Origin of the sequence: Caballeronia terrestris (assembly GCF_001544515.1) — a bacterium.
Lineage (GTDB): Bacteria > Pseudomonadota > Gammaproteobacteria > Burkholderiales > Burkholderiaceae > Caballeronia > Caballeronia terrestris.
Genome location: NZ_FCOL02000020.1, coordinates 81,912 through 106,918, shown reverse-complemented (window position 1 = coordinate 106,918; position 25,007 = coordinate 81,912). Strand labels below are relative to the sequence as shown.

At 63.4% G+C, this 25,007-nt stretch carries 26 protein-coding genes; 7 read left to right on the top strand and 19 right to left on the bottom strand.

Annotated elements, in window-relative coordinates; all coding sequences use genetic code 11:
- Positions 1–7 precede the first annotated feature (7 nt).
- From AWB67_RS18290 to AWB67_RS18275, 4 genes are all read right to left on the bottom strand, one after another.
- Positions 8–454, bottom strand: a complete 447-nt coding sequence (locus AWB67_RS18290; protein WP_087657669.1) for an SRPBCC family protein — start codon at positions 452–454, stop codon at positions 8–10.
- A 104-nt stretch (positions 455–558) separates the two neighbouring features.
- A complete protein-coding gene (locus AWB67_RS18285) occupies positions 559–1,383 on the bottom strand; it encodes an isocitrate lyase/PEP mutase family protein (protein ID WP_087657668.1) in 825 nt (274 codons plus the stop codon).
- Positions 1,384–1,639: 256 nt separating this feature from the next.
- Positions 1,640–1,984, bottom strand: coding sequence for a DUF3088 domain-containing protein (locus tag AWB67_RS18280; RefSeq protein WP_087657667.1), 345 nt, complete (start codon positions 1,982–1,984; stop codon positions 1,640–1,642).
- Positions 1,985–2,060: 76 nt separating this feature from the next.
- Positions 2,061–2,696 (bottom strand): peroxidase-related enzyme, encoded by a 636-nt coding sequence (locus tag AWB67_RS18275; protein WP_087657666.1) that lies wholly within the window; start codon positions 2,694–2,696, stop codon positions 2,061–2,063.
- A gap of 207 nt (positions 2,697–2,903) precedes the next feature.
- Between AWB67_RS18275 and AWB67_RS18270 the strand changes: the two genes are divergently transcribed.
- Positions 2,904–3,479, top strand: coding sequence for a peroxidase-related enzyme (locus tag AWB67_RS18270; protein ID WP_087657665.1), 576 nt, complete (start codon positions 2,904–2,906; stop codon positions 3,477–3,479).
- Between the two features lie 12 nt (positions 3,480–3,491).
- Positions 3,492–4,697 carry an acyl-CoA dehydrogenase family protein gene (locus tag AWB67_RS18265; protein ID WP_087657664.1) on the top strand — a complete coding sequence of 402 codons (1,206 nt, stop codon included), beginning with the start codon at positions 3,492–3,494 and terminating at the stop codon, positions 4,695–4,697.
- A gap of 53 nt (positions 4,698–4,750) precedes the next feature.
- On the opposite strand, the gene AWB67_RS18260 is transcribed toward AWB67_RS18265, so the two are convergent.
- The 5 genes from AWB67_RS18260 to AWB67_RS18240 all read right to left on the bottom strand — a co-directional run bounded on the left by AWB67_RS18260 (position 4,751) and on the right by AWB67_RS18240 (position 9,451).
- Positions 4,751–6,745, bottom strand: a complete 1,995-nt coding sequence (locus AWB67_RS18260) for a family 2A encapsulin nanocompartment cargo protein cysteine desulfurase (RefSeq protein ID WP_087657663.1) — start codon at positions 6,743–6,745, stop codon at positions 4,751–4,753.
- A complete protein-coding gene (locus AWB67_RS18255) occupies positions 6,720–7,652 on the bottom strand; it encodes a family 2A encapsulin nanocompartment shell protein (protein WP_087657662.1) in 933 nt (310 codons plus the stop codon). The genes AWB67_RS18260 and AWB67_RS18255 overlap by 26 nt, the downstream gene beginning before the upstream one ends.
- 96 nt (positions 7,653–7,748) lie before the next feature.
- Positions 7,749–8,009 carry a helix-turn-helix domain-containing protein gene (locus tag AWB67_RS18250; RefSeq protein WP_087657661.1) on the bottom strand — a complete coding sequence of 87 codons (261 nt, stop codon included), beginning with the start codon at positions 8,007–8,009 and terminating at the stop codon, positions 7,749–7,751.
- Complete coding sequence (gene epsC, locus AWB67_RS18245; protein ID WP_087657660.1) at positions 8,006–8,950, bottom strand: serine O-acetyltransferase EpsC; 945 nt, start codon at positions 8,948–8,950, stop codon at positions 8,006–8,008. Before epsC ends, AWB67_RS18250 begins: the two co-directional genes overlap by 4 nt.
- Positions 8,951–8,983: 33 nt before the next feature.
- Positions 8,984–9,451: a rhodanese-like domain-containing protein gene (locus AWB67_RS18240; RefSeq protein WP_087657659.1), complete on the bottom strand. Its 468-nt coding sequence runs from the start codon at positions 9,449–9,451 to the stop codon at positions 8,984–8,986.
- Between the two features lie 294 nt (positions 9,452–9,745).
- On the opposite strand from AWB67_RS18240, the gene tauA reads away from it, so the two are divergent.
- The 3 genes from tauA to AWB67_RS18225 are packed head-to-tail and all read left to right on the top strand — an operon-like array spanning position 9,746 to position 12,425.
- Positions 9,746–10,783 (top strand): taurine ABC transporter substrate-binding protein, encoded by a 1,038-nt coding sequence (tauA, locus tag AWB67_RS18235; RefSeq protein WP_087657658.1) that lies wholly within the window; start codon positions 9,746–9,748, stop codon positions 10,781–10,783.
- Positions 10,780–11,559 (top strand): taurine ABC transporter ATP-binding protein, encoded by a 780-nt coding sequence (locus tag AWB67_RS18230; protein WP_087657657.1) that lies wholly within the window; start codon positions 10,780–10,782, stop codon positions 11,557–11,559. Before tauA ends, AWB67_RS18230 begins: the two co-directional genes overlap by 4 nt.
- Positions 11,505–12,425: an ABC transporter permease subunit gene (locus AWB67_RS18225; RefSeq protein WP_125477616.1), complete on the top strand. Its 921-nt coding sequence runs from the start codon at positions 11,505–11,507 to the stop codon at positions 12,423–12,425. The genes AWB67_RS18230 and AWB67_RS18225 overlap by 55 nt, the downstream gene beginning before the upstream one ends.
- Before the next feature lie 26 nt (positions 12,426–12,451).
- Here the strand turns inward: AWB67_RS18225 and AWB67_RS18220 are convergent, their stop codons facing one another.
- The 4 genes from AWB67_RS18220 to AWB67_RS18205 form a co-directional block, all read right to left on the bottom strand.
- Positions 12,452–13,132, bottom strand: coding sequence for a hypothetical protein (locus tag AWB67_RS18220; RefSeq protein ID WP_087657656.1), 681 nt, complete (start codon positions 13,130–13,132; stop codon positions 12,452–12,454).
- 37 nt (positions 13,133–13,169) lie between these two features.
- Positions 13,170–15,665 carry a glycogen/starch/alpha-glucan phosphorylase gene (locus AWB67_RS18215; RefSeq protein ID WP_087657682.1) on the bottom strand — a complete coding sequence of 832 codons (2,496 nt, stop codon included), beginning with the start codon at positions 15,663–15,665 and terminating at the stop codon, positions 13,170–13,172.
- A 107-nt stretch (positions 15,666–15,772) separates the two neighbouring features.
- Complete coding sequence (locus AWB67_RS18210; protein WP_087657655.1) at positions 15,773–16,708, bottom strand: hypothetical protein; 936 nt, start codon at positions 16,706–16,708, stop codon at positions 15,773–15,775.
- Between the two features lie 143 nt (positions 16,709–16,851).
- Positions 16,852–18,510 (bottom strand): SulP family inorganic anion transporter, encoded by a 1,659-nt coding sequence (locus tag AWB67_RS18205; protein ID WP_087657654.1) that lies wholly within the window; start codon positions 18,508–18,510, stop codon positions 16,852–16,854.
- Between the two features lie 242 nt (positions 18,511–18,752).
- Here AWB67_RS18205 and AWB67_RS18200 point away from each other — a divergent pair, with 242 nt between their 5' ends.
- Both AWB67_RS18200 and AWB67_RS18195 read left to right on the top strand, forming a co-directional pair.
- The gene (locus AWB67_RS18200; RefSeq protein ID WP_235025210.1) at positions 18,753–19,781 is read left to right on the top strand and encodes a hypothetical protein; all 1,029 of its coding nucleotides are present in this window, start codon (positions 18,753–18,755) and stop codon (positions 19,779–19,781) included.
- A gap of 226 nt (positions 19,782–20,007) precedes the next feature.
- A complete protein-coding gene (locus tag AWB67_RS18195) occupies positions 20,008–20,832 on the top strand; it encodes an undecaprenyl-diphosphate phosphatase (RefSeq protein WP_087657653.1) in 825 nt (274 codons plus the stop codon).
- A gap of 151 nt (positions 20,833–20,983) precedes the next feature.
- On the opposite strand, the gene AWB67_RS18190 is transcribed toward AWB67_RS18195, so the two are convergent.
- The 6 genes from AWB67_RS18190 to AWB67_RS18165 form a co-directional block, all read right to left on the bottom strand.
- Positions 20,984–21,442: a MarR family winged helix-turn-helix transcriptional regulator gene (locus AWB67_RS18190; RefSeq protein ID WP_087657652.1), complete on the bottom strand. Its 459-nt coding sequence runs from the start codon at positions 21,440–21,442 to the stop codon at positions 20,984–20,986.
- Between the two features lie 161 nt (positions 21,443–21,603).
- Positions 21,604–22,113, bottom strand: a complete 510-nt coding sequence (gene msrA / locus AWB67_RS18185) for a peptide-methionine (S)-S-oxide reductase MsrA (protein WP_087657651.1) — start codon at positions 22,111–22,113, stop codon at positions 21,604–21,606.
- A gap of 122 nt (positions 22,114–22,235) precedes the next feature.
- Positions 22,236–22,616, bottom strand: coding sequence for a VOC family protein (locus tag AWB67_RS18180; RefSeq protein WP_087657650.1), 381 nt, complete (start codon positions 22,614–22,616; stop codon positions 22,236–22,238).
- A gap of 60 nt (positions 22,617–22,676) precedes the next feature.
- Positions 22,677–22,949, bottom strand: a complete 273-nt coding sequence (locus tag AWB67_RS18175) for a hypothetical protein (RefSeq protein WP_087657649.1) — start codon at positions 22,947–22,949, stop codon at positions 22,677–22,679.
- A 44-nt stretch (positions 22,950–22,993) separates the two neighbouring features.
- Positions 22,994–23,440, bottom strand: a complete 447-nt coding sequence (locus tag AWB67_RS18170; RefSeq protein WP_087657648.1) for an Ohr family peroxiredoxin — start codon at positions 23,438–23,440, stop codon at positions 22,994–22,996.
- A gap of 327 nt (positions 23,441–23,767) precedes the next feature.
- Positions 23,768–24,889, bottom strand: coding sequence for a glycosyltransferase family 4 protein (locus AWB67_RS18165; protein ID WP_235025213.1), 1,122 nt, complete (start codon positions 24,887–24,889; stop codon positions 23,768–23,770).
- Positions 24,890–25,007 lie beyond the last annotated feature (118 nt).

The following is a 25,007-nucleotide window of genomic DNA, read 5'->3' as shown; positions in this document are numbered from 1 at the left end:
GTGAGCGTCAGTCAGGAATCTCCGGCTCGACCAGCCGCGCCAGTTGAACGAGCGACTCCTGCCAGCCGAGGTAGCACATCTCAACCGGAATGACCTCCGGCACGCCCTCCTGCACGATGCTGAGTTCGGTGCCGCAGGAAACCTGCCGCAACGTAACGGTGACCTGCATCTGTCCGGGAAGGTTCGGGTCGTCGAAGCGATCCGTATAGCGGATCTTCTCGTTCGGCACCAGTTCGAGGTACTCGCCGCCGAACGAATGACCGTGGCCAGTGCCGAAGTTACGGAACGACATCTTGTGCGTTCCGCCGACGCGGGCTTCCATATGGTGGACCTGGCACGTGAAGCCGTAGGGAGGAAGCCACTTCGCGATGGCATCGGGTTCGAGGAAGGCGCGGTAGAGGCGTTCGGGCGTTGTGCGCAAGACGCGGTGAATCTGAATGGTTCCAGTCGTCATGGTGGGCTCGTTTTTTACATTCAAAGTGGGTCACATCTCTACGACGCTCCAGCCGCGCCAGCATCGACATCGGCTGGGATCGGGGAAATCCCGTAGTCCGGATTTCACGACTGCGCGCGGAAAAGGGCATCGAGTTGCGCGCCGGAAGCCGCCCCGGCAAAGCCGTCGAAGCGTCCGTCAGCAAGTCCCTGAGCCGCCTGCATGAAACCGCCCCAGGCCGCCCGCGCCAGCGCCCCGCCGACGCTGATCCGCCGCACGCCGAGCGCGGCTACGTCTTGCAGCGTGAACGTCGACGTCGAGCCGATCAACAGGTTGACCGGCTTCGGCGCCACCGCCGCGACGACGGCGTCGATCTGCTCGCGCGTCTTGATGCCCGGCGCGTAGAGACAGTCGGCGCCGGCATCGGCGTAGGCCTTGAGGCGCGCGATTGTATCGTCGAGGTCCGGCTGGCCGGCGAAAAAATTCTCCGCCCGGCCGACGAGCAGCGTATCGCCGCCGCTTTCGTCGATCGCTTTCCGCGCTGCGCTAAGCCGTTCGACGGCGACATCGATCGGGAAAAGCGGTGCGGCGGCATCGCCGGTGGAGTCTTCGATCGACAGGCCCGCGACGCCGGTTTCCACCGCCAGCCTGACGCTTTCAGCGACACCGGCGGGATCGCGACCGAAGCCGCTTTCGAAGTCCGCGTTGACCGGCAGGTCCGTCGCCTCGACGATCTCGCGCAGATGCGCAAGAATGGCATCGCGAGGCAAGGAGTTGTCGGCGTGTCCGGTGGACCAGGCGAAACCGGAACTCGTCGTTGCGAGCGCCTGAAAACCGAGTGTCTTCAGATAGCGGGCGCTGCCTGCGTCCCACGGATTGGGCAGGATGAAGCATCCGGAAGCGTGCAATGCCTTGAAGGCGGAGCGCTTTTCGGCGACGGTGCGGGTCATGGCGTGTCTCCTTGTTAAGGAGGAGCGAAGGCTCCCCGTGTCAGATGGTGTGATTGTCCATCATCGAGACCTTGAGAGCGAATGGGGCGAAGCGGATTGCACGCATGCGTGCGGCGATGGGATCTCATCCTGCGGCATTGCAGGAGAGCGCGCGACGTGACCGTTAGTCGCTTTTATCGAAGAACAGCGAAAGGGCGTCGCCGGGCGTGCATGACGACGGCGACCGGGCGCGTCTTGCGCCGCGCAGCGCCAACGATCAATGCACCTTGGGAAAGCCGTGGCGCTCGGCGAGGAGTTCGAGAATGCGGCGCGTGTCGCTGATATAGCGGGTCTCACCGAACGTGTGAGCGTCAGCGGGGAACGCGTATTCGTCGCCGAGGATCAGCACGGGCAAGCCCTGACGCGCCTCGCCGAGCACTTCGATCACTGCCTTGCGGGGTCGCGCGAACGGTACGCGGCGGATATCCAGCCGCGCGTTGCGCGACGGATCGCTCGCGAGCAGGGCCTCGATCGGCGCACAGTCGGGACAGACGAACAACTCGCCCGGACGCTCGGGATCATTGAAGCCGTTTTCCAGCAGCAGAAGCAAGTCACGACTCATCGGGTTGGGTCTCCATCGGATGGACTAGCCGAATCTCGCGTCGATCGCGAGACACTTACGTCTGGAAATCGAGGCGCTAAGGCGTCGACGCGCTCCCGATGTCCCGCCCGGAAAAGAACTGTTCGTCCGGCACGACGTTCAACGCGATCGTCAGGCGATTCGCATAGAACGCCGAGATTTCGAGCACTTCCGTCACCGCTTGCGCAGTGAACCCGATCGACCGCAGCGATTGCAGATCTTCTTCCCGGATAGCGCTTGGGTCGCGCGTAAGGCGCTCGGAAATTTCGGCGAGCGCAGCTTCCTTCGCCGAGAGACGCACGTGATGGAAGCCCTGCGCGATCCGCTGTGCGCGCACCGTGTCGCCCAGCACGTTCGCGAGCGCCTGCGTGTGATTGAAGACGCAATAGCTGCACTGGTTCGCGGCCGACGTGACCACCGCGATCAGTTCGCGCTCCGCCGCCGTAAGCTGGCTGCGATGAGGATCGAACAGATGCTCGTAGAACGTGACGAGCCGATAAGCCGTATCGGGATTGATCGCGAGCGCGGCAAGCCAGTTCGGCACGAAACCGTATTGACGGCGAAACTTCGCGTAGATCGATGCGACATGCGGCGGCAGGCGGTTTTCATCGGGCGCGCCGAAACGCGAGACCGGTTCGGCTTCGGCTTTCGCGTGATCCGCGAGATGAACGATTTCAGGCGCGAGCGCGGACATCGGCGGCTTCTCCTAGGGCTTGAGGGAAAGCGTTCAAATTAGCGCACACGCCGACGCTTCGTATGGCCGATTTCTCATAAGCAAATCGTATCGCGCGCATCGCGGGCGGATCGAAAAAGCAAATCGCAAATCGATATTGGATCGCGTGCGCCACCGCTGCACATAATGGCCTGCAGCTTTCTCCACTCCACTTGCGAGGAATGCGACATGGCAGAAGTCCTCAGTGCGGGCGCACACGCCGTCGGTCGCCTGGATGTTCCCGAGCGCGATGCGTTGAGCGATGACATCCGCCAGTTGATCGACCAACACGACGGCGACAACTGGATTCGCGCGCTGTCGTTGAATCCGGACACGGCGCGCCGCTTCACGCAGTATTTCGAAAAGCTCTTTAGCGCGACGAACGGCCGACTGCCGATCGAAGAGCGTGAGTTGATCGCGGTCATCGTGTCCCGCACGAACGGCTGCGGGCTCTGCACGATTCATCATGCGCACGCGCTCGGCGCTGTGCTCGGCGATCGCGTCAAGGCGCGCCGCATCGCGCTCGACTATCACCTTGCCGGCTTGTCGCCGAGACAACTCGCACTGGCGGAGATTGCCGAAACCATCACGACGTCGCCGCGCGCGATCACGACGGAAGACCTCGACAGGCTGCGCGGCGTCGGCCTCGACGACGCCGATATTCTCGAAGCGATCGAAACCGCATCGTGGTTCAACCATACCAACCGTATTTTCATCGCGGCCGGCGTCGTGCCGGACGAAAAATATTTCGCGGCTCTCACGTAAAGGAAACCATCGATGAGTACCGTACTCGAACCCGTGACCACGCCGGCTCCGGCAACGCGGCGCCCGGCGGCCGTGTTGTCCGATGCACTGCTCGACACGATCGGCGCGCGAGCCGCCGGCTACGATCGCGAGAATCACTTTTTCTCCGAGGATCTGAGCGATCTGCACGACGCGAATTTTCTGCGCGCGAGCGTGCCGGTCGAATTCGGTGGACTGGGGCTCACGCTGCCGCAACTGGTTCGCGAGCAGGCGCGTCTCGCGGCACGCGCGCCCGCGACTGCGCTCGCGCTGAACATGCATCTGTACTGGGTCGGGGCCGCGCTGCATCTGTACCGGCGCGGCGATACGTCGGCCCAATGGATTCTCGAAGAAGCCGGCGCGGGCAAGGTCTTTGCCGCGGGCCACGGCGAGCCGGGTAACGATCTCGGTCTCGCCTGGTCGTCGGTGAAAGCAACGCCGCTGCCCGACGGCGGCTACCGTTTTGATGGCCACAAGATCTTCACGTCGCTCGCGCCCGCGTGGGACTGGCTCGGCGTGCACGGCATCGACGAGTCCGACCCGCTGGCGCCGAAGATCGTCCACGCGTTCATCCGGCGCGATGCGGCCGGCCATCGAACGGTGCAGACGTGGGACGCGCTCGGCCTGCGCGCCACGCGCAGCGACGATACCTACCTCGAAGGTGCAATCGCGCCGCGCGCCCAGGTGATCCGTGTGCTGCCCGCCGGCATTCCCGACGATCCGTTCGTCGACGGCATCCTCGGTGCCGTATTGCCGGGGCTCGCGGCGGTGTATTACGGCATTGCGAAGCGCGCGTTCGATATTGCGGTGGAGTCGGCGAAGCATCGTGCATCGCCCGCGATCGGCGGCAAGACCTACGCGTACAGGCCGCTGACGCAGCAAGCCGTCGCGCAGGCGGCTATCGAGCTGGACAGTATCGAGGCGCTGGTGGAGCGTGTCGCGAATCGCTGGTGGACAGGCTACGGCGAAGACGAGCCGTGGATCGCGCATCTGCTCGCCGCGAAGCAGCACGCGGTCGATGGCGCGTTACGCGTGGTGAATCTCGCGTTGAAGATCGCGGGCGCTGGCGCCCTTTCACGCAACAACGAGCTCGAGCGGCTCTATCGCGATGTGCGCGCCGGGGCGTTTCATCCGCCCAATGCGGACGCGAGCCACGAAGTGATCGGGCAAGCGTGGCTAGGCGTGCTCGGGAAGGTGTAAAGGAAGCGCAGCATATGCCAGGCGAGCGAGAAACATACTCGCCCGGCACCCGCTCAACGACGCGACGAAAGATGCCGTATGACCGAGATCATCCGGTCCACTTCGTCGCAGGTGTTGTAGAACGCGAGCGACGGCCGCACCGTCGCCTCGACACCGAAGCGGCGCAGGATCGGCTGCGCGCAATGATGTCCCGAGCGCACTGCGATGCCCTCTTCGTTCAGCGCCTGCCCAACCTCTTCGGTCTCGTAGCCCTTCAACACGAACGACAGCACGCTCGCCTTGTCCTTCGCCGTACCGATCAGCCGCACGCCGGGAATCGGCTGCAGCTTGCTCGTCGCATAGGCGAGCAGATCGTGCTCGTAGCGTCCGATATTCTCGATGCCGATGCGCGTCACATAGTCGATCGCCGCGCCCAGCCCTGCCGCGTCCGCGATGTTGCCCGTCCCGGCTTCGAAGCGGCTTGGCGGCGGCTGATACGTGGTGCGATCGAAGGTCACGTCCGCGATCATGTTGCCGCCGCCTTCCCACGGCGGCATGTCTTCCAGCACCTCGCGCTTGCCGTACACGGCGCCGATGCCGGTCGGCCCGAACAGCTTGTGGCCGGAGAACACGAAGAAGTCGGCATCGATCTGCTGCACGTCGACGCGCATGTGCGACACCGACTGGGCGCCGTCCACGAGCGCGCGTGCACCCGCCCGATGCGCCATCGCGACGATCTCCTGCACCGGCACGATCGTGCCGAGCGCATTCGAAACCTGCGTGACGGAGACGATCTTCGTGCGACCGTTGAGCATGCGCTGATACTCGTCGAGCCGCACCTGTCCCGAATCGTCGACGGGAATCACGCGCAGCTTCGCGCCCTTCAGCGCCGCGAGCTGCTGCCACGGCACGATGTTCGCGTGATGTTCGAGATGTGACACGATGATCTCGTCGCCCTCGCCGACGTTCTTCACGCCCCACGACTTCGCGACCAGGTTGATGCCTTCGGTCGTGCCACGCACGAAGATGATCTCTTCTGTCGATGCTGCGCCGATGAAACGGCGCACCGTGTCGCGCGCGCCTTCGTAGGCATCGGTTGCGCGGCCCGCGATTGTATGCGCCGCGCGATGGATGTTCGAATTCTCGTGCGCGTAGAAGTACGCGAGCCGGTCGATGACCGATTGCGGCTTTTGAGTCGTCGCCGCGTTGTCGAACCAGACGAGTTGCCTGCCGTTCACGCGTTCCTGAAGAATCGGGAAGTCGCGGCGAATCGCGTTGACATCGAACGGTGGATGCGCGGATCTGGCATACGACGCTTGCTTGCGCTCATCGTCGACGAAGTAGTACGAGCCTGCACGATCGAAACCGCCCGGCGCCGGTGCTGGCGCCGTTGCTCCGCGTTGCGGAGCAGACAGCGTGCGCAGGAAGTCGTCGCCGGGAAGGCCGAACGATTCCGCGCTCACGCCCTGTCCCGGCTTCAGTGCCTCCTGACGTGCGTGCGTCGGCGGGCCAGCGTCGTTCAGGAAGTAATAGCCCGACGTAGCCGCACTCGACGCCGAAGGAGGTTCGACCTGCACCGGCTCCGTGCCCAACGCCCCACCGCCGAAGCGCGGCTCCATCGCGGGCGCGACGGTCTGCAGCGTGTCCGGCACGCCGTCATGCGAGATCGCATGCGGCGCGAGCGCGGGCCCGCGATTGCCGAGCGACAGCACATGCATCGGCGATGACGGCGCGAGATTCGCGCCCGGCACCTTGCCTTGCGGAATCGAAAGACCGGGTATGCCGGTGCCCGCGCCTCCCGGCCCCGCGAATGGCGATCCGGACGGCGCGGGATTGCTCGCCGAGCTCGTCACCGGCGCGGTGAGCGGCAGCGTCGCCGAAAGGGATTCGCCCGCACCGCTGCCGAGGCTCGCGGCGGCGGGCGTCGCGCTGCCCGGCACGCTCGAGAAGAACTCGTTGGCGAGCCGCGCGAGCGTCGCCACGTCAGGCAAACCCGCCGGCAAATCCGCTTGCGGCAAGGAAGGCGCGGCGTGGCTGACGGGATTACTTGTAGGTGTCGGAATACTCATGGTATTTCGCAATCTCCACGTCGTCCAGAACCGCCAGAGCATCCGGCGAATGCACTGCGAGCGAGCAGTACAGCGAGATCAGATACGACGCGATCGCGTGGTTGTTGATGCCCATGAAGCGCACCGACAGCCCCGGTCCCTGCTCGCCCGCGACGCCCGGCTGATACAGGCCGACCACGCCCTGACGCTTGTCTCCGACGCGCAAGAGCAGGATCTTGGTCTTGCCGTCGGCGATCGGCACCTTGTCCGACGGGATCAACGGAATGCCGCGCCACGTGATGAACTGCGAGCCGAAGAGGCTGACGGTCGGCGGCGGCACGCCACGGCGCGTGCACTCGCGGCCAAATGCGGCGATCGCGAGCGGATGCGTCAGGAAGAATGCCGGCTCTTTCCAGACGCGTGTGAGCAACTCGTCCAGATCGTCGGGCGTCGGCGCACCGGTCAGCGGGAAGACGCGCTGCTCTTCCGCGACGTTCGCGAGCAGGCCGTAGTCCGGATTGTTGATGAGCTGGCTTTCCTGAATCTCCTTGATCGTCTCGATCGTGAGACGCAACTGCTCCTTGGTCTGATCGTGCGGGCTACTGTAGAGATCGGCCACGCGCGTGTGAACGTCGAGCACCGTGCTCACCGCGTTAAGGAAGTACTCCCTCGGCGCTTCGTCGTAAGGCACGAAGGTACGCGGCAGCATGCTCTCGTCTTCGCGCTGCGTGCAAAGCGCGCGCACCGCTTCGGGATTCTTGACCTGATTCAGCCGATAGATGCCTGCCTCGACCGGCACCCACTGCAGCAGATGCGTTAGCCAGCGAGGCGTGATCGTCGAGAGCTGCGGGACTGTCTTGGTGGCGTTGGCTAGTTGCCGTGCTGCGGTATCGCCGAGCGCGGTCGGTCCGCCGACTGTTGCGGTCATAGAAAACTCCGGGGGTCTATAGAAGTAGGACGGGAATGCTTATGAACGGGCGTCATTATCACGACGCCATAAACGCCGTTCAACATGCTATAGCCGTCACGTCTCGCTCTTTTGCGCTTCGGCTGCAAGCCCGCACGCGCCGGGGCGAGACGAGGCCAGCAAGCGTGCCATCGTCACATCGAGTGCTTTCGCGAGCTTGTCCAGCGTCACGATCGACGCGATGCAGGTGCCGCGCTCGATCTCGCCGACGTACGACCGGTTCAACCCCGCGTGTTCGGCGAGTTGTTCCTGCGTCCAGCCCTGCGACTCGCGCAGTTCGCGCACGGTCGCGCCAAAATGGCGCACGAGCGTGCTCATCGCGCGACGTGCTCGGATCGCAGCGCATGGACGCGCGCGCCTGCCTCGCCGCTTTGCGACAGCGCCTGCGTGATGGAACTGCCGGGCGCGACATCGTGCGTGAGCCACACGTTGCCGCCGATCACCGCGCCCTGGCCGAGCGTGACGCGCCCGAGGATCGTCGCGCCCGCATAGATGACGACGTCGTCCTCGACGATCGGATGGCGCGCGAGCCCTTTCTCAAGATGACCTTCCGCATCACGCGGAAAGCGCTTCGCGCCGAGCGTCACCGCCTGATAGATGCGCACCCGGTCGCCGATGACCGTCGTCTCGCCGATCACCACGCCCGTCCCGTGATCGATGAAGAATCCCCCTCCGATGCGCGCGCCCGGATGAATGTCGATGCCGGTTTCACTGTGCGCGATCTCCGCGACGATCCGCGCGAGCAGCGGCAAGTCGAGCCGATACAACTCGTGCGCGATGCGATGGTGAATCATCACGAGAATGCCGGGATAGCACAGCAGCACTTCGTCGACGCTGCCCGCTGCCGGATCGCCCTGATACGCCGCGAGAATGTCAGTGTCGAGAAGGCTGCGGATGCGCGGCAGCGTTTTTGCGAACGCGCGTACGGCCGAGCTCGCGCGTGTCTCGATCGCGTGATCGTCGCGCGGCTGATGACGCGCCTTAAATTGCAGTTCGAGCCGCGCCTGCCCAAGGAGGCCCTGCAACGCGAAGTCGAGCGCATGACCCACGTAGAAGTTTTCGCTTTCCTGCCGCAGATCGGGCGGACCGAGCCGCATCGGAAAGAGCGCGCCTTTCAGCGCGCCGACGATGCCGGCAAGCGCCTCGCGCGCGGGAAGCTCGCGGCCACCCGGTTCGAGCGAGCGCTTTTGCACCTCTCGCCATTGTTGGCGGACCGTCTGAAGCGATTGGACGATGTCGTCGATGTCGAATACAGCCACAGTGTCAGTCCTTTTGGTTTGAACGTTGCTCGCTTAATCCTGAACCCAGGGCAAGCCGAGATAGCGCCAGCCGTTTTGCGTGCCGCGCCGCTGATGCGCGTCGAGTTCGCCTTCGAAGCCCTCGCGCACGTTGAATACATTGGTGAAGCCTGCCTTCGCCGCCGCTTCGGCCGCCGCCGCCGAGCGGTTGCCGCTGCGGCACAGCAGCAGCACGACCGTTTCCTTGCCGGTTTTCGCCTCCAGTTCGCGCGTAAAGCGCGGGTTGCGCGTCAGGCTCGTGCCAGTGGCCCACGCGACGTGCACGCTATCGGGCACCTGGCCCACGAACTTGCGCTCCTCGGCGGTGCGCACATCGACCAGGACCGCGTCGCCGGCCTGCACGAGCGCCCAGGCATCGCGCGGGGATACACCGCCTGCATACGGCAATTGAGCAGCGGTAGCGGCCTCTCGCGCCGCTTCGAGCACAGGATGGCTCACCCGTTCTTGTACTTCGTGCGTCATGACGTCTCCGTTTTCGTTTCGTCCAGAAGCGATGGCTCCGACAGTCGTCTGACGAAACGCAACCGTCTATAGCCATCACCGACGATGATGCGAGACATGAGCGCAAAGGCAAACCAAGCAAATGTCATTTGCATAGAAGCCGCGTGGCGTTACGCCTGGCTTTCAGCGCATGAGCATTTACCCGATGAAAGAAAAACCTGCGTGCGCGTCATTTGCTACGCATAAATCGTTAGAAGGCGCGGCACGCGAAGTGCCTATAGTCGGAAGCTTCACAACGACCATTTCACACGCTCCATGAATCACATCGTTCGACTTCTGCGCCTTCCGATCGCCAGCGCATCGCTTGCCGTCGCCGCCATGCTCGCTTTCACATCCCCTGCGACGCAGGCGGAAACGCGCGAGGTCGTCATCGGCTATCAGGACATGGTGGTGCCGTGGCGCTATGCGCAGGCGAGCGGCGCCGTCGAGAAAGCCACCGGCTACAAGGTCACCTACCGCAAGCTCGGCAGCGGCGCCGACGTGATCCGCGCGCTCGCTTCGGGCTCGATCCAGGTTGGTGAAGCGGGCTCGAGTCCGATCGCAGCCGGACTGTCGCAAGGCGTCGACCTGTCGCTCTTCTGGATCCTCGACAACATCAACGACGCCGAAGCGCTCGTCGTGCGCAATGGCTCGGGCGTCACGAAGCTCGCTGACCTGAAGGGCAAGACGCTCGGCGTGCCGTATGTGTCGACGTCGCATTTCCATGCGCTCGTCGCGCTGCAGCAGGCGGGTGTCGATCCGTCGTCGGTGAAGATCGTCAATCTGCGGCCGCCCGAAGTAGCCGCGGCGTGGGAGCGCGGCAACATCGACGCGACCTACATCTGGGACCCGGTGCTCGCCAAGGTCAAGCAGAACGGCAAGGTCTTGATCACGTCCGGCGAAGTGGCGAAGGACACCGGCAAGGCGACCTTCGACGGTATCGTCGCGTCGCGCAAGTTCGCGCAGGACAATCCCGCGTTCCTCGCCGGCTTCGTGAAAGTGCTCGCCGATACCGATGCGCAGTATCGCGATCACAAAGCCGACTGGACCGCCGGCTCGAAGCAGGTGCAGGCGGTCGCGCAGGAGTCGGGCGCCGCGCCGGCCGACGTCCCCGCAAGCCTCGCGCTCTACGCATTCCCGACCGCGGGCGAACAGGCATCGCCGACCTGGCTCGGCGGCGGCCAGCAATCGGGCGCCGCGAAATCGCTGACGGCGACCGCACAGTTCCTCAAGCAGCAGGGCACGATCCAGAACGTGCTTGCGGACTATTCGACCGGCGTCGATCCGCGCTTCGCGCAGCAGGCCGCGAAATGACGTCGCTGTCCATCCGCAATCTCGGCGTGACCTACGAAGGCGCGAGCACGCCCGCGCTCGAAGGTGTCGATCTGCAGATCGGCAGCGGCGAGTTCGTCGTCGCGCTCGGTGCGTCGGGATGCGGAAAGACCACGCTGCTGAACTGCCTCGCCGGCTTTCTCGAACCGACCGAGGGCGCTGCGTCGCTCAACGGCGAGCCGATCATCGGGCCGGGCGCGGAGCGTGGCGTGGTGTTCCAGAAGCACGCGCTGATGCCGTGGCTCGACGTGCTAGACAACGTCGCGCTCGGTTTGCGCTTTCGCGGCGTCAGCCGGGCGAAGCGCCACGAGATCGCGCGTCGCACGCTCGCGCTCGTCGGCCTCGCGCAGCACGAGCATGCGAAGGTCTATGCGTTGTCGGGCGGGATGCAGCAGCGCGTGGGGATCGCGCGCGCGCTCGCGAGCGATCCCGAAGTGCTGCTGATGGACGAACCGATGGGCGCGCTCGACGCCCTCACGCGCGAAAACGTGCAGGAACTCGTGCTCGATGTCTGGGCGCGCACGGGCAAGACGGTGTTCTTCATCACGCACAGCGTCGAGGAGGCGCTCTTCCTGGCGACGCGGCTCGTCTTGATGACGCCGGGTCCGGGCCGCATCGAAGAGGTGCACGAATTGCCGTTCTCGCGCGAATACGTGCGTGATCGCGATGCGCGCGCGGTCAAGTCGTCGCCGGCGTTCATCGAATGGCGCGAGCGTCTGACGCGCCGTCTGCATCGTCCCGTGACGGAGGCCGTGTGACGGAATCCGTTCAGGACGCGCCGTTGCCGCATGCGGCGACAACCACTAAACCTCGCGCTGGCCGCCCGAGACGCGGCAGGCGCTATCGCGGCATGCCGGGCGCCGGTCCGACGGCCGTGCCGAGCATCGCATGCGTCGTGGCGCTCGCCGCGCTCTGGTGGGCCGCGACGCATTTCCACTGGCTGCCGCCGCTCTTTCTGCCCTCGCCCGAGGCCGTATGGCGCGCCTTCGTCGATGCCGTGCACGGGCGCCTTCAGGGCGGCCTGCCGCTGTCCGAGCATCTGCTCTGGAGCGCGCTTCGTGTGTTCGGTGCCTTTGCTCTCGCCGTCGTGACGGCGGTGCCCATCGGCATCCTGATGGGCGTCAGCCGGATCGCGCGCGGCGTGCTCGATCCGCCGCTCGAGTTCTATCGGCCGCTGCCGCCGCTGGCTTACCTGCCGCTCGTCGTAATCTGGTTCGGCATCGACGAGACCGCGAAGATCGTCGTGATCTGGCTTGCCTGCTTCGCGCCGATCGCGATGGCCGCGCGGGCCGGCGTGAAGAGCGCGACCGCCGAGCAGGTGAATGCCGCGTGGTCGCTCGGCGCAAACTTCCGGCAGGTGGTCTGGCACGTGGTGCTGCCCGCCGCGCTGCCCGAGATTCTGACCGGATTGCGCATCGCGGTCGGCTTCGGCTGGACGACGCTCGTCGCGGCGGAGATGGTCGCCGCGACCGCGGGACTCGGGCAGATGGTGCTTAATGCGTCGAGCTTTCTGCGCACCGACGTCGTGGTGATGGGGATCGTGCTGATTGGTTTGATCGCGTGGGTCTTCGACTTCGGCATGCGGGTGCTGGAGCGGCGACTGGTACCGTGGAAGGGGCGATGACGGCTGATTGCCGCTTCATACGCCGATCAACCGCCCAACGCGATGATCGCCATCGTCAGCAGGACGCCCAGCACGACCATCGCGAAACCCGCCTTCCAGCCGCCCCAGCCGGCATAGCTTCCGAGGGCGAGGCCACAGCCGAGCAGCATCGCAAGCGTGAGCACTCGCGAAACGAGCAAGGCGGTCGGAACGTGCCCGATGACGACGAACGGCACGGCAACCGGGAACGTCGAGAGGACGATGATCGTGAAGATGCCGGCGGCCGCGACGAAGTCGTCACGGACGAAGCGTGGTCGGTCGGGTAAGCCCTCGGCCTCGGCGAGGCGTCTGCGGACGGGTTCGAGTTCAGCGTCGGTGACCAGCGCCCTCAGCGACTTGGGCAAGGCGTCGCGCAGCGCGCGCACGCCGGCCGCGGGATCGGGCTCGTTCCTGACGGCAAGCGCGAGTGAGAGCCGCCTTCCGCGATTCGTGAGCGTACGTATCAGGTACATGACGGCGTCGGCGAGCCCCCATGCGAGGTTGCAGCCCAGCGCCGTGTAGAGCATCTTTCGCCCGGCATCCCCGCCGCTCGTCGCCGCCGATACCGTGCCGACGAACGTCAACGCCATGAACAGCCCGAAGCACAACTCCGAGACCCGATCGACCGTATCGAGCACAGGCTCTCGTGTTTCGGATTCATCCACGCGTGGTGACTTGCTCACTGACATCGCTCGATACCCTCCTCAATACGCGGCCAATTCGCACTCAGGATCGGGCAAGAGTGATCCTCACGGCGGGGGTCTTCCAGATGCGTTCGCAATATTCTCTGATTGCGCGATCCGAAGAGAACTTGCCCGAGCGTGCCGTATTCAGGATCGACATGCGCGTCCATCGCCGCGTGTCGTGCCAGGCCGCGCTCACGCGATCCTGGCACGCGACGTAATCGGCATAATCCGCGAGCACCAGGAACGGATCGGCATGCAGCAGGTTATCGACGAGCGGACGGAACACATCCGGATCACCGCGCGAGAAGTGTCCGCTGGCGATGAGGTCCAGCACTTCCCGCAAGCCGTCGTCCGCTTGCGCCCGCTCCGCCGGACGATATCCTTCGCGCTTGACCTGCTCGACCTGCGCGGCCGAAAGTCCGAACAGGAAGAAGTTCTCCGCGCCCACTTCCTCGCGGATCTCGACGTTCGCTCCATCGAGCGTTCCGATCGTCAGCGCGCCGTTCATCATGAACTTCATGTTGCCCGTACCCGATGCCTCCTTGCCCGCCGTCGAGATCTGCTCGGACAGGTCCGCAGCGGGATAGACGCTGTGCGCGTTCTTCACGTTGAAGTCCGGGAAGAACACCACCTTCAACCGCCCGCCAATCTGCGGATCGTCATTCACGACTTCGGCCACGCCCGTGATCAGCCGAATGATGAGCTTTGCCATCGCATAACCCGGCGCCGCCTTTCCGCCGAACACGAAGCAGCGCGGCGCGCCAGCAAGCCGGGGATCACGTCGCAAACGCTGATAGAGACCGATGATGTATAGCGCGTTCAGATGCTGTCGCTTGTACTCGTGGATGCGCTTGACCTGAATATCGAACAATGCAGCTGGATCGACGACGATATCTGTCCTCTCTTGAATCAGCCGCGCCAGCGCCTCCTTGTTCGACTGCTTGACCTTTTGCCACCGGTCCTGGAATGACGCGTCGTCGGCGTGCGCTTCCAGGGCCTTGAGTCGCGTGAGATCGGTGACCCATCCTGAGCCGATCGTCTCGTCAAGGAGACGGGCGAGGCCCGGATTGCTCAGCGTCATGAAGCGGCGCGGCGTCACGCCGTTCGTCACGTTGCAGAACCGATCGGGCCACACGTCCGCGAAATCGCGCATGACAGTCTGCTTCAGCAATTCGGAATGCAACGCGGCCACACCATTGACGGCATGGCTGCCGATCGTCGCGAGGTTCGCCATGCGCACTTTCCTGTCGCCGGCTTCGTCGATGAGGGACATTCGTTTTACGCGCTCATCATCGCCCGGAAAGCGCTGACGGATCTCGTCCAGGAAGCGGCGATTGATCTCGTAGATGATTTCGAGCAAGCGCGGCAGCAGTCTTTGAAAGAGCGGCAGTCCCCAGGTTTCGAGCGCTTCGGGCAACAACGTATGGTTCGTATAGGCGAACGTGGATCGCGTGATTTCCCACGCTTCATCCCATGGCAGTTGCCGCTCGTCGACGAGCAAGCGCATCAGCTCCGCGACGGCGATGGACGGGTGCGTGTCGTTCAACTGCGCCGCAAAGACTTCGCCGAAGCGATTCACCGGCTTGCCCTTCAGCTTGAGCAGCCGCAGCATGTCCTGCAACGAACAGGAAACGAAGAAGTACTGTTGCGCGAGACGCAGGCGCTTTCCGGATTCAGGCTCGTCGTTCGGATAGAGCACCTTGGATAGCGTTTCGGATATCACCTTCTCCTGCACGGCCTGATAGTAGTCGCCGGCGTTGAAGTCCTTGAGGTCGAACGATTCAACCGCCTCGCTCTTCCACAGCCTCAAGGTGTTGCATGTGGAGACGAGATAGCCCTGCATCGGCATGTCGCATGCGACGCCCTTGACCTGACGCGTCGGTATCCAGCGCACGCGCAGGTGACCCTGCTCATCGGTCTCGTTTTCGGTGTGCCCGCCGAAGCCGACATAGAAGCTCACGTCAGGCCGCACGATCTCCCATGCGTTGCCTTTTTGCAGCCACTTGTCGGTGACTTCCACCTGCCAGCCGTCGCGAATCTCCTGGTCGAAGATGCCGAATTCGTATCGAATGCCGTAGCCGATTGCGGGTATTTCAAGCGTCGCCAGCGAGTCCATGTAACAGGCGGCAAGCCGCCCCAGCCCGCCATTGCCGAGGCCGGGTTCCTCTTCCAGCGCAAGCAGTGCGTCGAGATCCTGATCGAGCGCCTGCAAGGCCGCGCGTGCCTCCGTTTCGAGGCCGAGGTTCACCAGATTGTTGCCGAGCTGCGGACCGATCAGAAACTCGGCCGAGAGATAACAAGCGATCCGCACCTCACGCGAAAGGTAGGTATGCGCCGATGCCACCCACCGCGCGAGCAGCCGGTCGCGCACGGTGTAGGCGAATGCCATGTACCAGTCGTGCGGCGTCGCGACGCCGGGGTAACGGCCTTGCAGGCAGATGAGGTTGTCGAGGATGCCGCGTTGCAGCGAGCCACGATCCAGACCACTGCGCGCAGGATCGGAGCAGGGCGAGGCGTTGGTGGGGGAGTCGTCCATGCTTGGGCCCTCGGGATACCCGGGCGCCGCGCTGAGCATCGTCGCTCGATTACCATCATGCACGCGCATCGGGTTGATGGGTTCGAAGCTGATGTTTTTTATGCGCTTCAGAACACGGCACCAGTCCTTCCCTCAAGCAAGCTTATGTTAAAGCGCGCCGATTGCAAGCATGCTCCGGCATGCGTAATCCGGATTCGCGTCTGCGGCAATGCCGGAACGCTTTCTTTCATTGGAGACCCGCGCGTATCGGGCGTTACCCGACGATTGCGCGGACTGACCGTGTTGCGCAGCACGACGTCACGATACGGTTCCGGCATCGCAAGGATCGCGTGCATCGTTACTCTGATTGCCCAGCATGCATCGTCCGGCGCGGCATTCCTCGGGTTCGACATATACGCCTCGTAACGCGCGACGTTCGCCTCCGTGTTGTCCAGCTCGATCAGCAACGCGTTGTTCAGGCTCGTTTGCGCATCGGCGGATTGCTGCGGCGTGGGTACGTCGAGAGGCGCGTTCGATGCGGACGCGCGAATGGCGTCGAGCAGCATCCGGAAGTATTCGTCGATGTCCGTTTCCGACATCTCGCCAAGGCTCACGTGGTTCACGACCTCGCTCATATCGTTCAACCCAAAGCAGTCGGTCGGGACGAGCGTGTCGAGGAACCTGGTGATCAGCGTGACGTATTGCAGGCGTCGCGGCGGCGCAAGACGCGCGAGCCCGTCCGCGACGAGGTCGGAGCGGGACTGCGCGCCGAGGAAAAGCGCCCTCGTTTGCTGCATGTTGCTTGTGATCGTCGGGTCGTGATGGATCCGCTCGACCCACGCGACGATCAACTTCGCCTTGCTCGACCCGGGCTCGATGCCGTTCTCCATTAGCATCTCGTCATAGACAGATCGTTGCGGAACCAGCAACGCAGACGACGACATTGCTAGCAAGATCGAACCGTTGGGCCGCAAGTCTTGCGCATAGCGGATTGCGGCATCGGCGAGCGATGCGCCGGCCAGCTCGCCAAGGCATGCCGCCACGCAGGCGACGATGGCTTTCATGGCCCCTCCACGCCCGCCGGGGAATGTATTTAAACGCGTAGTCAGGCTGCTCGTCGCCGTCGGGTTCTTGGGCCGAACCCCGACGGATCATCTATTAATCTAGATCAAGCACCGCAAAAGACAATCGGCTGTTCCAGCGCACATCACACAGCGCCCTGCATACTCTCGATCACATCGGCCACCGAGGCGCGTCGCCCGATCTGCCCGACGCGTTCTTCGAGACCTTCAGCGCGCAACATGTCCCTCACTTCGGCATGCGCCGACACGATTCGCATATCGATGCCCGCGGCATGCAGTTCCGCGTGCACAGCAGCCAGCATGCGCGCGCCTGCAAGATCGACGATGGGCGTCGTGGACAGATCGAAGATCACCAGCCTGAGCGGCACTTCCGTCGAGCCAACTCTCTGTCGAACCACAGCTCTCACATGCTCGACGTTGAAATAAAGCAGCGACGCCTCGACGCGAAATGCCAGCACGCCCGCGACAGGCTCGTTCTCCGGATGGCGCTCGATGTCCGAGAAAATGCGCGTCCCTGGAATACGGCCGAGCACGGCAACATGCGGGCGCGCGGCGCGCCGGATCAGCAGCAGCATAGAAACCAGCACGGCAACGATGACGCCCTTGAGAATCCCGAGCAGCAGCACGGCCGCGAAGGCGACCATCGATACGCTGAACTCGAAACGGCTGACGCGCCAAACGTGACGCATTTCGCCGACGTCGATCAGGCCCTTGACGGCAACCAGCACGATGGCCGCGAGGACGACGTTCGGCAGATTCGCCAGCAGTCCGGTGAGGAACATCAGGCACAAGCCGATGGTGACCGACGCGAATACCAGCGCAAGCGGCGACTTCGCGCCTGCCTTGTCGTTGACCGATGACTGCGACAGCCCGCCCGCGACCGGATAAGCCTGAAACAGTCCCGCCGCCAGATTCGCCGCGCCCAGTCCGAGCAACTCCTGCCGCGAATCGATTTCGTAGCCGTGCGCCTGCGCCAACGCGCGCGCGGCTGACACACTCTCGACATACGAAAGCAGCAGGCATGCGAAAGCCAGCGGAATAACGCCGTCCACGTCGCGCGCGCGCAATCCGGGCAAACGGAACTCGGGCAAGCCCTGCGGCAACGCGCCGACCACGCTGAACCCAAGCGACCGCAACGACGTAACCGACAGCACGATGATCGAAACCACTACGACGAGCAGCGCAACGGGACGGCCTGGCAAGAACTTCTCTCCGAGCAGCAACACGGCGAGCGCCACCATGCCGAACGCGAACACCGCGAGGTTGGTCGCGGGGAGCTGTCCGGCGAGCGTGGCGATGCGCTCGAAAAAGTGGTCGCCGCCTCCCTTCACCCCGAAAAGCTTCGGCAGTTGCGTCAGGGCGATGGTCAGCGCAGCGCCGGCCTTGAAGCCGAGCAATATCGTTTCGCTGATGAAGTTAACGAGCGAACTCATGCGCAAGAGCCACGCGAGGACGCACATGCCGGCCATGATCACGGCGGTCAGCGCCGCGATCGACGCCCAGCGTCCGGGATCGCCCGCGGCCATGCCCGCGACCGAGACACCGACGAGCAGGGAGATCGCGGAGGTTGGCCCAATCGCGAGTTGTCGCGACGATCCGAACAGCGCGTAGAACGGACCACCGACCAGATAGCAGTAGACGCCGTACTGCGGCGGCAGCCCGGCGAGCGAGGCGTACGCGAGCGAAACCGGGATGCCGTAGGCGGCGAGCGTCACGCCCGCGACGGCATCGCGCGCGAGCCACTGCGGCCGATAGAGCCTGAGCCATTGCGCGGGAGGAAACATCGCTTGCCCCGGATTCCCTGCCTGGAGAAACGCTCGATGATTCGAATCGCGGCCATAAGAGCTGGAGCAATGCGATCGACAACGCTCCCTTCCTGCTGAGTCATGTTTTGAATGACCGCATCGTCAGTTCTATACCATTCGACCGGGGCATTCAAGCGAACCGTATTCGTTTTAGGCCGGGCCGTGTACTCTTGCCATTCGACGTCTCCCGGATTGCAGCGATCGTCCACACGAGGTGCGCGATGATTTCATGCACGTTGATTCGTTGCCTGGTTCAGCCGAATCGTCTGGAATTATTTGCACGTTTCCTGCGGCAGGCGTCTGTCGCGTATTGCATCGCGTTCGCGTCCGCCCTACTGTCAACCGAATGCGGCGCCCAGGCCGCTCCTCCGCTCTCGAACCGCACCGTGATAGGCGGCGACGTCAAGGACCACGCCGACGCCGTGCTGTCGCTCATGACCTACACTACCGTTCCCGACGTCACCACCAGTTCCCTCTCGATCAACAGCGGCGCGACCGGCAACCCTGGCTTCGGTCAGACCCAGCTCGGCGGCGGCTTCGTGCTGAGCAAATCGTTCCCACTCTATCTCGAGGGCACGCTCGCATACAGTCGCTACGACCCGACGTTCGTCGCATCGGACGGCATACAGCAGCGCCCGCTTCCAGTGAAGTGGAACTCGTTCAGCACAACGGTCGGTGTCGGCTGGAACTTCCCGATCACCGATGAACTGGCGATACGCCCTATCCTTAACGGCGTGATCGGCCGCGTTGCGAGCGACTTGAGGGTGGCGCAGTCGGTCGTCAACCACGTCACCGACAGCAACCTCCAGTTCCTCGAAGACGGCGTGCTCAACGCCTATGGATACGGAGGCTCGCTCATGCTGGATTTCGAGCATTACCGCGAGAACTACGAGATCGACGTCGAATTGCGGGCCACCGACATCCATCTGCAGAGCTTCGGCGGCTCGTCTCAGGCGGTTCATGGAACGGCCGACGCGCAGCAACTGAGCCTGTGGGCACGCTGGCGCGCGCCTACAGGCTGGCATGCGCTCGACAAGCCGGTTCGCTACGTGCTCGAAACCGCGTATTCGCAATATTTCGGCGACAGCGCCGGCGTGCTTGGCTTCAACAACCTCACGTCGCTCGGGGTCGGTCTGGAACTCGACAGCAGCAAGTACCCGGTCGTGATCACGAGGACGCGCGCGATGGTCCGATACGTGTTCGGACACAACGTGCACGGCGTATCGTTCGGGTTCGCAGTGAGCTTCTAGCGCTCAGGCTAACAGGGCAAACGTTCGCGATGTCGAAAAGACATACCAGCGGAATCGCTTGCGACAAACGCCGCAGCCTCACTCGGGCCTGATCCCGTCTCTCGCACCGGATTGCCGGGCGACAGCCGAAACGCGCGGTGGCGGAAGGAGCGCCGGCGCGCTGACAGGTGTAATAACCGCGTGTTAGCTTCACCCCTTTTCTCAACTTCCTATTACCGGGGAATCCGTGGATCTTTTGCTACTGATCAAAGCTGCAATCATGGGCGTCGTGGAAGGGCTAACCGAGTTCCTGCCCATTTCCTCGACGGGCCACCTGATACTCGCAGGCTCGCTGCTGCACTTCACGAGCGAGAAGGCCAAGGTGTTCGATATCGCAATCCAGACCGGCGCGATCTTCGCCATCATCCTTTTCTACTGGCGCCGTCTCGCCGACACCGCCGCTGGCATCCGCGCCGACGCGAAAGCGCGGCGTTTCGTGCTGAACGTGCTGATCGCGTTTCTGCCGGCCGTGGTCATCGGTTTGCTGGCGGGCAAAGCGGTCAAGGCCCATCTCTTTACGCCGACGGTCGTGGCGACGTCGTTCATCGTCGGCGCGATCGTCATTCTGTGGGCCGAGCGCCGGCCCGCCAGCGCGACGCGCGTATTTTCAGTGGATGACATGTCGCCGCTCGATGCGCTCAAGGTCGGGCTGATGCAGTGCCTGGCGCTCGTGCCGGGCGTGAGTCGTTCGGGTTCGACCATTATCGGCGGCATGCTGTTCGGCCTGAGCCGCAACACGGCAACGGAGTTCAGCTTCTTTCTGGCGATCCCCACGCTGATCGGCGCCGGCGTGTACAGCCTGTACAAGGAACGGCATCTGCTGTCGGTCGGTGACGTGCCGCTCTTTGCCGTCGGGCTCGTGTTTTCGTTCATCAGCGCGTGGGTGTGCGTGCGCTGGCTGCTGCGCTATGTCGCGACGCATAACTTCGTGCCGTTCGCGTGGTATCGGATCGCGTTCGGGATCGCGGTGCTGTTGACGGCGCACTTCGGGCTCGTCGATTGGGCGGATTGAGCTTCCGACGCTCGATATCGTCAGTGACGACGATTCCGGATCGTGGAAACGATGCATTTTGCGCGATCCGACAAATCCTGTGACGCGGCTCGCCGTCGCCGCGTTGCGGGAAAGGGTCGGAGACCGTGATGTTTCTCTACAGCATCGCGCGTCAATCGGTCTGAAGCGACTCGATCAGATTCTTGCGCAGCGTCACGATCGCCTTCTGCACTTTCGCGAACTCCTCGGGCGCGAGGCCAGTCGCCTCGACGAGGTCCTTCCTGAAGCCTTTTTCGCGCAGCCGTCGGCCAATTTTTGTGAGGCTGACCCGCACTTGTCGTTCGTCTTCCGGATCGCGCTGCCTTTCCAGATAACCCATTGCCTCAAGTTTCTTCAGGATCGGCGTGAGCGTGTTGGATTCGAGAAAGAGCTTCTCTCCCAGGCCGCCGACGGTCTGGTTGTCTTCTTCCCACAGCGCAATGATCGTGATGTATTGCGTGTAGGTCAGCCCGAGTTCCTCGAGAATCGGCTTGTAGGCCTTGCCGAACGCCAGGTTCGCGGAATAGACCGCGAAGCAGAGGAAATCGGAAAGCATCACGTTCGCGGGCGCCGCCTGATCCTTGTTTTTCATCTGCATCCTCTCTGGCTGAAGACCAACGTCTCGCATGCAAGACGATATATCGCATGCAAGACGATGTATCGCATGCAAGACGATGTATCGCATGCAAGACGATGTATCGCATGCGATTATATCGCGAATGACGCGAGACGAGGACTGCAGCCAACCATCGCTTAAGCTGACTTGACCGGAAGTTTCCAGCCCGGCCGGACGAAGTGGCACGTATATCCGTCGGGAAGGCGTTCCAAATAGTCCTGATGTTCCGGCTCGGCCTCCCAGAACGGGCCTGCAGGAACGATCTCGGTCACGACCTTGCCGGGCCAGAGATCGGAGGCATCGACGTCGGCGACGGTGTCCAGGGCCACTTGCTTCTGCTCATCGTTGAGATAGAAGATGGCCGAACGGTAGCTCGCTCCGATGTCGTTGCCCTGGCGGTTCTTTGTCGTCGGATCATGGATCTGGAAGAAGAATTCCAGGATCCGGCGATAGCTTATCTGGCTGGGATCGAACACGATCTCGATGCCTTCGGCGTGCGTGCCGTGGTTGCGGTAGGTGGCGTTGGGAACGTCGCCGCCCGTGTAGCCCACGCGCGTGGACAACACGCCGGAGTAGCGCCGCAGCAGGTCCTGCATGCCCCAGAAGCAGCCGCCGGCCAGGATGGCGGTTTCGGTTTGCGTCGTCATTTCAATTCTCTCCAAGAGTGGCGTATAGCCGAAAAACCGTTGCAAGGTGAATCGATTCGTCGTTCGATACGATAGCTGGAATTCCCTTCCCTTGCTGCGTGGCGGAGCGAAGGACGCTCGCCTCAGGCGGGCATGCGATACAGCGCGCCGAGCTTGTTGCCGTCCGGATCGCGCAGATAGGCGAGATAGAGCCCTGCGCCACGCGCGCCGGGTGGGTCCTCTTCCGATTTGCCGCCATTGGCGACCCCGGCGGCATGCCAGAGATCGACCTGATCCGGCGACTGGCAGGTAAAGCCGATCGTGCCGCCGTTGGCATGCGTGGCCGGCGCGCCATCGCGTGGGCGGGTGATGATGAAAAGGCCCTCCTCGTCGCGATAAACGTAGCGCAGACCCTGACCGAGGTCGTCAAAACCTTCCTCATAACCGAGCGCACCCAGCACGGCATCGTAGAACTGCTTCGCTTTTTCCAGGTCGTTCGTGCCGACCGCTACATGACTGAACATTGCTTGCTCGTTCCTTTGGTGAATAAATCGTGACCCGTCCGGTGCCGTGACCGGCGCGATCTAGTGACGTGAATAGAGAGCGTCGCGCTGAGTCACGGTGACACGACTCCCAGTCTGCGACCGGCCGATGGCAACGCCGCCATAAGCCGATTGCGCACCGGCAGCGTCGTCACGCTCGGCGGCGAGCGTTTGCACGCTCTGACCGCGTTGCGTTGCGGGCGCGCCGATCGATGGCGTGTAGAAAGGTGCCGGACCATAGCCGCTGGCGAAAGCAGGAGCGGCGGCAGAAACCGAAAGTGCGACGAGCAGCGCAGCGATAAGTTTGGTCTTCATGATGTAAGTCCTCGAAAAGATTGAGAGGTGCGGGCCTTGCCGCATCAAGCCGTAATGACGTTCAAAGCGACGTCGATATTCCCGCGCACGGCCTTCGAATACGGGCAGATCTGATGCGCCGAGTGTGCGATCGCCTCGGCGACGTCCTGCGCCACGCCCGGTACGCGGACGGTGAACTGCGCGCCGAGAAACCAGCCGGGACCAGTCTGGCCGACGTCGACCTGAATATCTACGGAAGCGTCAGGCGGCAGCGTGACCTTCTTCAGCGACGCCGCGATGCCGAGCGCGCTGATGTAACAGGCCGACCAGGCGCCGGCGAACAATTGCTCGGCGGTCGGATGCGGTTCGGCCGCGATGAACTGGTGGTTTTGCCCGCCCGGCGCCGACAGCCTGATGTCGACGACGCCGTGCTCGCCGCGCTGGGCGTCGGGGTCGCGGTTGATCGTGGTGTGGGTGTTGCCCGAGAAGATGACTTTTTCGATCTTGGTCATGATGGATTTCCTTGATGGATGGCGGATTGTACGTCTTTTGCTCGCATGCGTTTAGATCGCATGCGACGCATAATGAACGAAGAAATCAGCGATGTCAATCGCATGCGATTTAATCGCGCGATAGGTTTGATAGCCGGAAGAGACACGTAGTGCCGCTATGAACCGAGCGTTATACGTCTGATGAAAAAGCGCTTTGGCGAGAGTTACGCACGGGAACATGCCTTGCGCTGTCGGCGCACATTACGCTTGCGCAGGCAAAGGCGTTCGCATCGGCGCTGATGAAGGGCGATCCGAATCAGGGCAACGTCATCATCGATATGGCGGAAACTAGCTGGCGTGATCGATCGCCTCGCGATAGACGTCCGCGATCTGTGCGGCCACGACGTCCAAATCGAAGCGTGAGCGCGCATAGCGGATGCAGCTTGTGTGATCGGGAAGCGCGATGCGGCCAAGCAGCGCGTCGGTGAGCGCGGCGCCGAGCGCCTCGGCTCCGCTTCGTTCGAGCACGAGATCCGGGCTCAGCGGAGCAACGGCCTCCGGCAGCCCGCCGACCGGCGTCACGAGCACCGGCGTGCCGGACGCCAGCGACTCGATGGTCGTCAGGCCGAAGCCTTCCAGCGCGACCGTCGGAACGATGGACATGTTCGCGGCGCGATACCACGTCGGCAACGATTCCTCGCTGACGAACCCGGCCATGCGAACGTGATCCGTCAAGCCGCGTTCCTCGATGCGCGCTTGCAACGCGGACGCGAGCGGCCCCTTGCCCGCGATCACGAGTAGCACGTCGGTCACGGACTGGCGAACGCTCGCGATCGCATCGATCAGGTCCTCGATGCCCATGCGCGACACAAGGCGGCGCACGCACAGCACGATCGGTCGGTCTTGCGGGAGATTTAGCGTGTCCCGCGCCGTCCGACGATCGACGCCGATGTCGAAACGCGCGACATCGACGCATCCCGGGACGATGCGGATCGTGCGTTCGTCGACACCGTATCGCGTCAAAATCTTCCCATAGGCGTTGGAGAGCACGATGTATCGCGTGCCATGCCGGTACGTATAGTCCTCGAGCGCGCGATAGATCCTGACCCGCAGCATGTGCTCGTTTTCGCGAGCGGCCTCTTCAGACCACGGCCCGTGAAAGTGGATCACCTTCGGCACGCCGTTGAACATGCGCAGAATCGGCGCGGCATACAAAACGAAATGCGCCGCGACGACATCAGGCATCCGTTCGCTGCGCAGTTGTAGCGCCGAGCGCCGCAAAGCGAGGATGCGCTTGAGCATCGGCATGTCCGGCGTAGCGAACGGCGTCACGACGCCAAGCGTCGATGCCCTGACCTTCTCACTCGCTGCCACCAGCGCGCGCACGCTGACGCCTTGCGCGGGCAAGGTCTGCACGAGCGCTTTGACCATGCGTTCCATTCCACCGGGGCTCTCGTCGAACCAGTTCATGCCGATCTGCAACGAGTCGATCTGCGAAGCGTGTGCACGGATCGCCACCGGCGCCTCTGGAGCAACAGTCGACGTGTTCGAATCATTCATACGATTGCCCCGTTGTCTTTCGATGTGG